Source organism: Phocaeicola sp. HCN-6420, assembly GCF_037890145.1.
Taxonomy (GTDB): domain Bacteria; phylum Bacteroidota; class Bacteroidia; order Bacteroidales; family Bacteroidaceae; genus Phocaeicola.
In genome coordinates, this window is record NZ_JBBKBJ010000012.1 from 76,826 (window position 1) to 90,651 (window position 13,826).

Annotated in this window: 6 protein-coding genes; all 6 read right to left on the minus strand. The window is 44.0% G+C overall.

Annotated elements, in window-relative coordinates; translation table 11 throughout:
* Positions 1–87: 87 nt before the first annotated feature.
* Positions 88–2,415 (minus strand): glycoside hydrolase family 3 N-terminal domain-containing protein, encoded by a 2,328-nt coding sequence (locus WKT12_RS09195; protein WP_340319494.1) that lies wholly within the window; start codon positions 2,413–2,415, stop codon positions 88–90.
* A 16-nt stretch (positions 2,416–2,431) separates the two neighbouring features.
* On the minus strand, positions 2,432–3,688 hold the full coding sequence (locus WKT12_RS09200; protein WP_340319495.1) for a hypothetical protein: 1,257 nt from the start codon (positions 3,686–3,688) through the stop codon (positions 2,432–2,434).
* A gap of 25 nt (positions 3,689–3,713) precedes the next feature.
* Entirely contained in the window at positions 3,714–5,396 is a 1,683-nt protein-coding gene (locus WKT12_RS09205) for a SusD/RagB family nutrient-binding outer membrane lipoprotein (RefSeq protein WP_340319496.1), read from the minus strand.
* A 37-nt stretch (positions 5,397–5,433) separates the two neighbouring features.
* The gene (locus WKT12_RS09210) at positions 5,434–8,553 is read right to left on the minus strand and encodes a SusC/RagA family TonB-linked outer membrane protein (protein ID WP_445323130.1); all 3,120 of its coding nucleotides are present in this window, start codon (positions 8,551–8,553) and stop codon (positions 5,434–5,436) included.
* Between the two features lie 92 nt (positions 8,554–8,645).
* Complete coding sequence (locus WKT12_RS09215; RefSeq protein ID WP_340319497.1) at positions 8,646–9,479, minus strand: glycoside hydrolase family 16 protein; 834 nt, start codon at positions 9,477–9,479, stop codon at positions 8,646–8,648.
* Positions 9,480–9,784: 305 nt separating this feature from the next.
* A complete protein-coding gene (locus WKT12_RS09220; RefSeq protein WP_340319498.1) occupies positions 9,785–13,801 on the minus strand; it encodes a hybrid sensor histidine kinase/response regulator transcription factor in 4,017 nt (1,338 codons plus the stop codon).
* Positions 13,802–13,826 lie beyond the last annotated feature (25 nt).

A 13,826-nucleotide genomic window follows, 5' to 3' on the forward strand; every position in this document is an offset into this window, starting at 1 on the left:
GGGATAATATTGTGTTAAGCAATACTATCCCACTTTTATGCGTTTTGAGTGCTAATTGCTCAAAATTGAGCAACTTTGAATAAACTGTTATTTGTTAGGTGAATCCCATTTGTGTGTCTGGCTGCACGTAATGTTCAGTGTCTGATTGCCGCTTTGCATACGGAAATCACCCTGCTCGAGAATCCATTTACCGTCGGCTCCAACAAATGCGAGGTCGCTGGCTTTAATGGTCAAGGTGATAGTCTTGGTTTCACCCGGCTTTAATTCTATTTTCTGGAAGGCACGCAGTCTGCGGTTTTCGGGTACAAGCGAGGCTACCAGATCGCTGCTGAACAGCATGACTGTTTCTTTTCCCACACGGTTTCCGGTATTGGTTACATCTACTGAGAACTGAAGTTCATCGGTAGCAGTGAATGAGGTGTGGTTTACACGCAGGTTGCTGTACGAGAATGTAGTGTAGCTTAATCCGTAACCAAACGGCCACTGTACGGAAATGACGGCATCGTAGTCGTAGGCTCCTTCCATCTTATCCATTTCTTCGCTTACCCGGTAATCGTAAGTCGTAAGTGCTGCCTGATGACGCGGGTAGGTGTAAGGCATCTTGGCACTCGGATTGACATCGCCTGCCAGAATATTTGCCAAAGCATCTGCTCCGTAATTACCCGGCAGCAGTATGTTGATGATTCCGCTGGCAAGAGGTTCCAGATCGTTTATCAGACGAGGTCTGCCTTCGTTCAATATCAGGACAATCGGTTTACCGGTAGCAGCCAGTGCCTTAACGAGTTCACGCTGGCTGGGTGAAATAGTCAGGTCGGAAAGATTACCCGGTGTTTCGCAATACGAGTTTTCACCGATGCAGGCGATGATGATGTCAACGTTCTTTGCAGCAGCTACGGCTTTTTCAATTTCCGGTTCGTTTTCTTCGGTATAAGCACCTTCCGGCTTGTAAGTTACACCTTGTTCAAGAGTGATATTTTCGGCACCGAACTTGTTGCACAGGGCTTCGTAGATGGTATTGTACTTTCCGGCAAATCTGTCTGCCAGATGTCCTTGCCATGAATAGCTCCAGCCACCGTTCAGACAACGCATGGAGTTGGCGTTCGGACCGGTTACCAGCAGTTTCTTGCCCTTAGCCAATGGCAGAATGTTGTTCTGGTTCTTCAGCAAGATTTCCGATTCTTCGGCTGCACGGAGAGCCAGTTCGGCATGTTCCTTGCTGCCAAACAAAGGATATTCCTTGGGTTGGGTATTGGGGCGCTCGAAGAGCCCCAGACGATACTTCAGCCGGAGGACACGACGTACGGCATCGTCTATACGACTCATCGGTACCTTATTTTCTTTTACCAGCTCTTTCAACAGTGTACAGAAGTTCAAGTCGTAGGGTTCCATAGCCATATCTATACCGGCATTGATGGCTATCTGGATTGCTTCTTTTTTGGTGGCTGCAATACGTTCACGGGTATACAGATTATTGATGTCGGCCCAGTCGGTAATCAGCATTCCGTCCCATCCGAGGTCTTCTTTCAACCATTTCGTCAGCAGTTCATGGTTGGAGTGAACGGGAACGCCGTTGATAGAACCACTGTTGACCATGATGGTCAGTGCTCCTGCTTCTACGCATTCCTTGAAAGGAGCAAAGCATTTTTCGCGCAACTCCGATACAGGAATATAGGCAGGAGTACGGTCTTTTCCTGTACGTGGCAGGCTGTAACCCATGTAATGTTTTACCGAGGTAGCGATACGGTCGGCTGGAATATGGTTGGGGTCATCTCCCTGAAATCCGCGGACGGCTGTACTTCCCATGATGGCGTTTACCAGACAATCTTCACCGTAGTTTTCCCACACGCGCGACCAACGTGGATCGCGTGCCATGTCGACGGTAGGAGAGTATGTCCACGGACAGTCGCTGGCACGAGTTTCGTATGCTGTTACACGGGCTGCTTCGTATGCCAGGTCGGGGTTGAAAGAAGCTCCCAGGTTGATGTTCTGCGGGAAAAGTGTTCCGTCCAGCGTATAAGTTGTTCCATGATTCTGGTCCAGACCGTAAATGCAGGGAATGCCTATTTCTTTCATCGACATAGATTGGATAGCTCCTATGATTTCCTGCCACTTGGCTCTGTCTTGTGCGACTGGGCCCGGTGCATTCAGAAACGATCCGACTTTGTATTCGGCTATAGCCTTGTGCAGTTTAGCTTCATCAAGTTGGAATTCTCCATCAACGAAACTTCCCAGCACATCAATGGAAAGTTCGGTCATCTGTCCGATCTTCTCTTCCAGCGTCATCTTCGAGAGAGTCGTTTCTACTTGTTGTTCCAGTTTGGCATCTTTAGCGATTGCTACCGGTGGAGCTGCCTGTATGGAACAGGCAGCTATTGCTATGGAAAATAAATTTAAGGCAATTTTTTGGTGTATCATAATGCTATTAAGTGTATTATTGTACGCTGATTCTATCTACATAATATCCGTGTCCGATGCATAAGAAGCCATCTTCTGTCTGAATCTTATCCAGTACTTCCTGTGTGAGTTGTACTTGTTTTACTCCGTCTTCCTGGAATTCGATGACAGAGGTGCCTGGCAGGTCGTTCCACCAGCCGGTTGTGGTACGCAACTGATGGTATGCATCTGCCGGATTTACGGAATAATGGATGCTCAATACAGCACCTGCCTTAAGGGTGGCAAATACATCTTTTCCAATCAGGTTGAAAGTCTTGTTCGGATCATCATCAGGCAAATCCCATGATACGTAGTGATGACCCTCCCACAAAACTCTTTCCGAAGATACGACTACAGTCTGTTCTGCGATGTTTCCTTCGCTTGTATAGAACATTACTTCTTTGCCCGAGGTAGTTTTTCCGGTAAGTGCGTATTCTCCGTCTTCCAGAGAAGGACAGGTAAAGGCTATTTCGGTAGCCGACTGTCGGGTAAAGCTGGTTATGGTCTGTCCGGCGAAAGTGAACGATGCAATCTGGTTGAGGTTGATACCTGTCATTACCCATTCACTGTTTGCTGTGATGCGTTCCGAACCAGCTGTGATAAGTGCATCGTGTGTAACGGTTACTTTGTTTCCTCCGTATTCATTGCCTCCATCGTCTACAAGGATGATTCGATACGTTCCGTCTGTCAGGTCTGCCGGTACAGTGTATTCAATGTAGCTGTTGGCTCCGTTGTCGGTGTAAGCGACATCGGTTGCTGTTTTTCCACCAATGACGATGCTCTTTACTTTATTGAGATTGTCGCCATAAAGCTGTGCTTTTTCTCCTGCGGCAATGATGCGTTCAAAGGCAACTTCCGTAGCCCAGGGGTCGTCTGCCAAGGGATTTACCTGAATAAGTCCTTCACGGTAGGTCGATTTACCGATGTTGGTTGTAGCAGTCACTTTCAGGTGATAAGTTCCTGCTTTCAGTGCGAGGTCAATTTCTTTTCCGGTCTGTATTTCTTCTCCGTCGATGAACCATGCAACGGTTGTATAATCGGCTGGAGTAACGGTAAGAGTCATCGAGAAATTGGCATCGCGACTGATGTTTGAAACAACGGGCAGTTCGCCGTTAACGCGGTCGGGAAACAACGGGTCGAGAATGCGGGGATCATCATTTTCTGTTGCTGTAGAAAAGGGAGTTTCTTCCGTGCAGGCAATGAGTCCAAAACTCAAGGCAAGCATCATCAATAGTATGGAATATATCTTTTTCATATTGATTCGAATTTAAAAATGGTTGTTATTTTGTTGCATCTTTGTCCCACCATACCGGAGTATACCAGTTGTCTGTTCCTCCCATGCGACTTAATGCTTCTTCGTAACTTGCTTTGTTGTAAGAAGATTCCAGCACCGGATAGCAAAGGCGTACCGGAATTTCTGTTCCGCCTGTGAGGTATTGTCCGAAACCATATTCTGCCGGTGATTTCAATTTCGGGTAACCGGAACGGCGTATGTTTGCCCAACATTCGGCAGGATTGGTGAAGTGAAGAATCCATGCCTGAGTATTAATGGCTTCTTTCTTTTGTTCGTTAGTATAGCCTATTCCGTTGTTGCTGATGTATTCGTTGAAGGCTTCGTCCGATACCTGGTCGCATCCGTAATTGTCTGTCAGAAAGTCTATAGCGGCACGTACACCTTCTTTGTATAAATCTTCTACTGATTCACTTCCGGCGTTCCATTTTTTCAGCGATGCTTCTGCCAGCAGGAACTTTACTTCTGCATAGGTTATGACTACGCCGGGATTGGTACTTTTCAGGAAGTTGCTGGCCAGTTTGGGCTCGGTTTCACGAGATACGCTCACGGTTACCGAAGGATTTGTTTCTGCCAGTTCTTTCAGAATGTCGCTGTCGTATCCTGCCGGCCAGGGTTCCCAGGAATAAGCTCCCGGATCGCACGGATGGAAGTCTATACCTTTTTCAAGCATTTCGTTCGTCAGGTCGATACGATTGTCGGGGCTGGTGGAACTCATCAGTCCGTCGTAATAGCAACGTCCGATCATAAATGTACGAGGGTCGCCAGTATTATACAGATGGTTGAAGAGGGTAGAGCAGAGGTAGCTCGGGTTATTTGCCGGGTCATTACCGAATAATAACTGAGACAAAGCGTTACCACGGTAGTCGGTGTAGGTTTCTTGTCCGAAACTGAATGATTTTTCCATGTATTGAATCAGTGCGTCGTCGTCGCTGCTCTGAAAAATACCTCCTTCATCTTGCAGGGCTGCTTCAAACTCTTGCTGAGCTTTTTGAGGAGCTACGTTGGAGATACGCATGGCAAATCTCAGTCTTAGTGAATTGGCAAGTTTTTTCCATTTGCTTACATCGCCGTTGTAGATTACATCTCCTGTGATTTTGTCCTTGCTGGCATCCAGACTGTTGCCGGCTGCCTTGAGTTCTGTAAAGAAATCATTGTATATTTCTTCCTGTGTGTCGTAACGAGGGTTGAACTTTTCTTCCAAAAATCCTTTTCCGGCTTCACTGTAAGGTACATCTCCGTGAATGTCTGTAATGAGTGACATCAGGTATACTCTGTAGATACGTACGGCAGCGTTGATATTTACTTTGTCGGGGTTGTCGGTCGTACGATATTGTGCATCGGTCAGGTTCTTAATGGCATTTGTATAAAATGTAGTCCAGATGCGTCCCATTTCATTGTTATCGACAGTGTGTCTTCCTCCGTAGTTGGTTGTATTCCAGCATCCCATCAGCTGCTGGTTGAAGGCGTACAGGTAGTTTCTGTAGATTTCCACCATACTCAAGTCGCCGTAAGTCTGCAACTGAGCTGTGGTGAGCTGTGCATTCGGATCGATGGTTGCGGCTTTCGACGGGTCTGTATTCATACTTTCCATGTACTCATCACTACATGCGGTGAAGAGCAGGGTGAATGCCGTCAATATCAAGGTAAGGTATGATTTATAGTTTTTCATTGTATATCTACTTTAATATATTGAACGATGAATATTGTTAGAATTTGAGATTGACATTGAAGCCGTAACTTCTGCGTGACGGCAGTGAACCGTATTCCAATCCCATACCGGTAGTGTTGTTGTAGTTCGAATCCGGGTCAATGTTAGGAATGTTCTTCCATACGATGAACGGGTTACGTGCTACGAACGAAACCGTGAGTCCTTTTACTACATTCTTCAACCATGTTTCGGGAACTCTGTAACTCAATGTGATTTCACGGCACTTGATGTAGGAGTTATCGTAGATAAACATGGAAGGAGCGTTTCGGCAGACACTCATCCAGTAGTCTTCCGGATTGATGTAGATGTCGTTCGGACGATAAGTTCCGTCGCCATTGTCGATTACACCCGGAGCGATGAAACCACCAGTCGGAGTCCAGTCGGGAGAGCCTTTTGCAATTCCGGCAGCCTGACGCTGTTCTTCAGAACGATACCATTCTTCACGTCCGGCAAGTGTTTCCTTGCTCTTTCCTGATTCGTAAGAAGCACGGGCTGACATAGAGTAAAGATCGGCTCCTACTTTGATATCGAAGAGGGCAGACAGTGACAGGTTTTTATAGGTAAGAGTCGTTCCGACACCACCGGTCCAGTCCCATGAAGCATTACCCAAAACGTGGTTGCTCTTGTCGTATTGAGGAAGTCCGGTCTGCGGGTCGATCAGAATATCACCGTTTTCATTGCGTTTGAAATCCGGACCTACGATGGAGCCGAAGTTTTCACCTACTTTGGCTGCGACTTGTACATCCAGCCATGCAGCTTTTTCAAGTTCGAACATATCCATGTCGTCCACCAGCTTCTTAACCTTGTTGCTGTTCTTTGAGAAGTTCAGGTTCAAGTCCCAAGAGAAATCCTTGAGTTGTACCGGACGGGTGTTGAGGGCTATTTCAATACCTTTGTTCTCAATTTCACCGGCGTTGATGAGGCGGTAATTATAACCGGTAGTCCATGAACTTGCCATACCCATAATCTGGTTCTTACTGTTTTGGGTATAATAAGTAAAATCGAGTCCAATACGGTTTTTTAAGAACTTCATTTCCAGACCAAGTTCAAAGGAGTTGGTTTTTGTTGGTTTTAAGTTCTTGTTTGGCATGGTCGAATTGTTGATATAACCGATGGTGTACCCTGGATAAGTAAATTTAGATTTGGTATAAACCAGTCCCAACTGATACGGATCGGTGTCACTACCTACCTGTGCCCATGACAGACGGAATTTTCCGTAAGGCATCAGGTCGCTTTGTTTCAGCAGTTCGGAAAAGACGAAACTGCCCGAGAATGACGGGTAAATGTATACATTGTTTCCGATTGGCAGGGTAGACGACTGGTCGCCACGCAAGGTTGCATCGAGATAAACCAAATGTTTCCAGCCTACGTTTACCGCTCCGTAAACTGAATTGATTTGCTTGCGGTAGCTGTTTTGCTCCAGACTGGTTTCGTTGAAACTCATCAAGGCTACTACATCGCGAATCTGCATATCCTGTGCGGTTGTGATTGTGGTCTGATTGTTTACCTTATAAATGTTTCCACCCAAGGTAGCGTTGAAATCAAAATCTCCCCATGTATTGTTGTAAAGAGCCAGCAGTTCGAAGTTGTACATACGGTTGCGGAAGTTACTGTTCTGCAAGTAACCGGCTTCGTATCCAGGAGTTGTAGGTGCCTTGAAGTCTTCGAAAATGAAATAATTCAATTCGGCACCGATGGTTCCTTGCAGTTTCAGATGCTTGTTGATGTTCCAGATTGCCTTACCGTTGAAACGGAACTGGTCTTTCTTTGAATTATTTGAGTTCTTGTAAACATCCCAGTAAGGGTTTATGTTATACGGATCCATACCGTTCCAGTTGGAATATTCACCGTTTTCATCCTGATAGGTTTTCAGCCATTCCTGGTTGTATGTCGTTGACAGTGTCATCAGGTTCTTTCCGATATTCGATTTGCTGTCGCCCAGTGCCGGACGATTCTTTACAGCTTCACGAGTATAGTTGGCACTGAAATCTACGTCAACCTTTCCCAAGCTGGTATTGGTACGTAAGTTGAAGATATCACGGCTCATGTTCGACTGAGGAACGATATCTTTGTTTCTCATATCGGTATAAGTAAAACGTACGCCGGTGTGTCCACTATTGGCGCTGATGATAGCCGTATTTGTTGCAGTCAGACCTGTACGGAAGAATGCAGATGTATTGTCTGGAATAATCAGGTAGGGGCGTTCTACGCCGTCGAAGTATTTCAGCATGTTGCTGCCGTCGGCTTTCGGTCCCCAGCTCTTGTTCGTATTCGAGATGGCATCGATGCTGTATGTTCCGTTGCTACCCATACCATATACTTGCTGTATGTCGTTCCATTTGGCCAGCTGGGTATCGAAAGTCAGGGTACCGTTGTATTCTACGCTGAACTTTTCTTTACCGTTTGCCTTCTTGGTCGTGATGAGGATGACTCCGTGGCTGGCACGGCTACCGTAAAGAGCTGAAGCGGCAGGACCTTTCAGTACGGACATGTTTTCAATATCATCGGGGTTGATGCTGGAAATACCATCACCCAGGTCGAAACCTCCGGAAGTTCCGGCGCTACCATAATTGGTATTGTCGAGGGGCACTCCATCGATGACGTACAACGGCTGGTTGTTTCCTGTCATTTCTGTACTACCACGTAAGATAACTCGGGTAGATCCGGAAGGACCTCCGGCTGTCTGGCTGACAACCAGTCCCGGTACACGACCTGCCATGGAGTTGATTACGTTGGTTTCCTTGGCCTTGGTCAGTGATTCACCTTTTACTTCGTCTACACCGTATCCCAGTGCTTTACGTTCACGCTTGATACCCAATGCTGTTACGACAACTTCGTTCAGCACTTTACTGTCTTCCGACATGACAATTTTCAGGGGCTTCTTGCTGGCTGCTATTTCTACGGTTTTATATCCTATATAACTGATGACTAAGGTTGCTCCAGGACGGATATTCAAGGTGAATTTACCATCTAAGTCGGTGATGGTACCATTGGTCGTATTTCCTTTTTCAATAACTGATGCTCCGATGACAGGACCCGTTGCATCTGTTACAACGCCTGTTACGGCAGTGGTTTGTTGCTCAACAGCCGAATGGGTAGTTTGGGCAATCGCCTGCATGGGTGGAACTCCACCTATAAAACAAAGTGAGAGTGTTCCGCATAATAATGTGTACTTACAATTTTTTGTTCTCATAGTTTATATTATTAGGGTTAATACACTTTTATCCAGTCAATGTACATATTGACTTTTTCTCCGTCTTTCAAAGCTGTAATGTCATCTATGTTGGTAATACCTGTAAAACTTCCTCCTACAGCGAGGTTGAACAGGAGATAGAAGTCATGATGGAAATATTCGTAACGTCCGCTGATTTTGCTGATGTCGAATGTGTGGAACTTTACGTTGTCGATACTTACGGTTAAGGTATTCTCGTTCCATTCCAGTAAGTAAGAATGGTAGTTGCCGTCTTGCAGACTTTGAGCTACGTTGTCGGCATGATATTCCTGACGATGTCCGCTTTCGTAATCCGTACCGTAATGGATGGCGGTATTCAGGTAGGTTTCTGTCGTACCGGCAGTGATTCCGTTCTGTTGGCCCATTTCCATGATGTCGATTTCTCCACATTGAGGCCATGGCATGTCATTGTCACCCATCATCCAGAAAGCCGGCCATAATCCATTTGCGGTTTTGGGAAGCTTGATGCTTGCTTCTATTTTGCCATATTGGAAACTCTTTTTCCCCTGACTGTTTACTCGTCCGGAATAGATTTTATCTCCCTTTCGTTCTGCTGTCAGTATCAGGACAGATCGCCCTTCGTCGGTTCCGACCGATACATGGGCTGCATCGTAAATCTGTAATTCCTGGTTTACCCAGCCAGCTTCGTGACTCTCTTTGGTCCAGATGCTTTCATCGAATGTTTCGAAATCGTCTTTGAATACGAAATTTTCCTGAGGTTCTTGTGGTGATTCCAAGTTGCTTTCATCAGATGAGCAGGACTGATACATAGAACACATTAAGAATAGAAGTAAAAATTTTGCCTTTTTCATATTATAGATAATTATAGGGTTAATGAATTATGTCTGGCTAAAAAGGATATCTTTTTCCTCTTTGGCTGTTGCAAAAATGATGATTGTGTGTAAAATGGATGGTCAGATAGCTGACATATAAGGTTTGATTGCTGACAATTTTGTTTATCCTGATAGCTTTATGTACTTGAAAAACTGTATTCTGCCTATGAATTGGGGTATTTATTACCTTATTGAGCGGGATAATATAAAAAAAGCCAGTAAACATTGCTGCTTACCGGCATGAAGGAAAAAGTATGATAACTGATTTCTTGTCTTGAAACGGGTTAATCTGTATGCTCTTGTTCGTATTTGCTTGGCTGGATGCCAAATTGTTTTTTGAACAGCATGCTGAAATATTTTACATTGATAAAGCCTGTATCGGTGGCTACTTCTGTCACATTTCTTCCTTGTTTTAGTAATTCGGCCGCTTTCTGAAGGCGTATGATGCGAATGAATTCCTGAGGGGCTTTCCCTGTCAATGACTTAAGTCGACTGTAAAACAGTGTACGGCTCATAGCCATTTCCTGACATAAACTGTTGATGTTGAAATCGGCATTGCTGATATTTTCAATTACAAGCTGGGTAGCACGTATGACAAAAGCATGGTCACTTTCGGATAAAGAGGACTGGACCTCATCTACTTTGTTTGCAGGTTGGATTGTATCCGAAACAGATGGTTCGTTGGAATCAGGCTGTACGTTTCCTACTTCTTTCAAAACCTGTCGCATGATGAAAGCCCGTTGCCTGTTCCTGTTTTCAATAAGCCCTTGTACTTTCAGTTTTAGGATTTCAGTGCTGAAAGGTTTAGGAATATAGTCATCGGCTCCTTTCTTCAATCCTTCGACTACGGCATCGTAATTAGTTTTTGCTGTAAGCAGAATGAAAGGAATACCAGCTGTTTCTGGATTTTCTTTGACCAGTTTACAAAGTTCATCTCCTTGTATACCCGGCATCATGACATCCGATAAAATAAGGTCGGGATATTCTTTCGACAGATATTCGAGAGCTTCTTTTCCGTCGGGCATATCGATAACCCGATAGTCTGGTTCGAATGTTTTGCGTAGGTAATAGCGGAGTTCTTCGTGGTCTTCTACTATCAACAGAGTGTTGAGGGAGTCGGTACGTTCTTCCATATCCTGTTGCTCGGGAGAGGAATGTACTGTAGTGCCTATATTAAAGGAGTGAATTTCTCGAGTTTGGTAGGTCTTGTTTTCCTGACTTCCGGCAGATGCAGGCACAGCATCGGCCTTTTGTAATGTAACATGGAAGATACTTCCTTTATTTAGTTCTGATTCATAACTGATTTTTCCATGTAACATTTTAACGATACGTTGTACTTGCAGAAGTCCGAATCCGGTACCTGTTTCTTGTGATTCTCTGGCATTTTCAGCACGATACACATTGTTGAACAGTTGACTTTTCGCTTGGGTAGGAATACCTATTCCAGTATCTTTTACTTCGATAGTTACTTTTTGTTTGCTACATGACAGGCTCAAACTGACACGACCTTGTGGCTGGGTGTATTTACATGCATTGGATATTAAATTGTCGAGCAGCATTTCCATCAAATGCTGGTCGCACAAAGCGTATACTTCATGATTTGGCAGAAGTAATTCCAAGTGCAATTGCTTTTTGTCGCAGAAGGATTGAAAACTGGCACATTCTTCAGTAAGCAGTTTATTGATATTGGTGGGCCTTAGTTCTATTGGCTTTTTATGAGTATCTACTTTTTCAAATTCAAGTAGTTGTGTAATAAGAGTATGTAACTTGTGCGTATTGTTTCGAGCCATATCCAGTAGATAGTGGACTTTATCGGACAATCCTTGTTCTTTGCTAAGATCTTCAAGGGGTGCCATAATAAGAGTGACCGGAGTTCGAATGTCATGAGCTGTATCGATGAAGAACTTTATTTTATCTTCATCATACTTCTTCTGTAACTGATTGCTTTTGTAGCGTAATATGAAGTAGAATATACTACCTATGAGGCAGATATAAATAATCCATGCATACCAGGAGTTCCACCAGGGTTGTGCTACAGTAATAGGAAGCGTGCGCTCTGAAATGATTTGTCCGTTGCTCTTTTTCAGGCTGCGTACTTTTAACAGATAGGTTCCCGGCGATACGTTGGTATATCGTATTGTGCCGTTTGATGATAAGTCGCTCCATGATTTTTCATAACCGTCGAGAATATATTGATAGGCAATGTCGTGTTGAAAACGGTAGTTGATGGACTCGAAAGTTACGATAAAGGAGTTATGCTTATAATCGAGTCTGACATTGTTATCCAACAGCATCTGGTAAATATAGGGATGCAGTTGCTTGGATTCTTGTGGATTGAGGTATTCTACCCGTAAATCAGTGAAACGAAGCGGGGCTTCATAGTTGGCTGCTGTTATAGCATTGGGATTTATCAGGACGACACCACTGGTACTGCCGTATGCAAATCGTCCGTCGGACAGGCGTATGCAGGATGATTTATTGTATACTTTATCAATGTCGTAGATATAATTTAAGTTTAATACCTTGGAATCTTTTACAATGGCCAGACCTTTTCCCGTACTTGCCCATATGCAACCTTTTGAATCTCGTTGCAAACTATATACGTCATCCGACAACATACCCTCGTGCGTTGTGAATGTTTTCAGTGTGTGGGTGTGCATGTTGTATAAGCTGAGGCCGCCTCCTTCGGTGCCTAACCATACGGTACCGTCGTTGTTGAAGAGCATGGAAATAATGTATGCACTTGCATTTTGTTGATTAAAATCTTCGCATGTGGCATAGCGGCGTATTTCCTCACTCTTTTTGTTGACAATGCAAAAGCCATTTACTGTGGCTACAGCTATTTGGTCTGAATTGATTACTTCGATGGAGTGAATCCAGTTTATGGTATTGAATATTTTTTTAGTTTTTCCTGATTGTGTTATAACCTGCAGGCATCCTTCCATTCCACCTATCCATAAATCACCTTCATTGTCTTTGGTTACCGAAAATATGTAATTGGTTGTCAATTCTCCTGCTCCTTGAGTAAGGTGTTGAATAATTTTTCCTGATTTGTCGAGCAGGTATAATCCGTCACCGTAAGTACCCACCCAAATTGTACCGTTTTCTCCTTTGCAAAGTGTTACAGCAACGGTAGACTTGAGTGTGTGGCTCCACGTATAAGTTGTTGAGGCTTTTAGAATACTGATACCATCATCGGTTCCGAACCATAAATCACCGTTCGTATTTTCTTCTACATCGTTGACATTATTATTTGCCAGTGATTGGGGATTCCCCTTTTCATGAGTGAAAATAGTAACCGGATATTTTAATAAGATGGCGACGGAAACTCCTCCTGTATAGCTTCCTATCCAAATATTACCTTGATGATCTTTGGTGACTGCGTATACTCCGTTGCCTTGTAAAAAGACATCACTGCTATCTTCGGTGCTGATAAATAGTTGGGCTTCTCCTGTTTGTTGGTCTACTGTATATACACCTCCTCCATCAATTCCAATTAGGAGTTTATGATTGTCGTAGGGGGTAATGGCGCGTATCGGGTTGAGAAAAATGGAATTTTGTTTCTCCACTTGCTGTAAGGCTGATGTTTGCAAATTTATATTCCACAAGCCGCTGTTAAAGGTCCCAATCCAAAGCTTCTGTTGGATAGTATCGTAATATAAAGTTTGTATGTTTTTATCTTTAGCAAGTACTTGAGGACGAGAAGGATGAGAACATGAAAGTTGTAAGACACCAGTAGAACTCCCTGCAAAAAGTGAATCTCCTACGCAAGTAATATCGTTGATATATTGTTGTGGGACAACAAGGGAAATTTTTTCGTTGGCTGTTTTTCTGTAAAGCCCTTTGCTTAATCCAATCCATAATGTTCCATCTGCATCTATACATAACTTATTGAGAATGATTTCTCCATTAATGTATTCTCCTAAGTATAATACTGGCTCAAAGCTGTCGGTCTTAGCTGAGTATTGATAGATTCTCCCTGTGTGATCGTACGCCCATAATCTGTTGTGATGGTCATATAATAATCGGATGCGGCGTCCGGCCATGTCACCGTAATAAAAATTTCCTTGAAGGGTATAGTTTTTTACGCTTTGTCCGTTATAACGATCTATCCCATCTTTTGTTGCAATCCAGATTACACTATGGTTATCCTCTATAATGGAGAATACACGTTGGCTGCTAAGTCCTTCGGTATTTCCTATTTGTCTGACATTGAACATGCCGTTGAGTAATCCTGCTTGAAGTTGGACCGTGAAAAGACAGACAATGATGATGACGATATATCTTACTGATAGTTTCATACGATAAAGTTTAACAAAGGCGTAT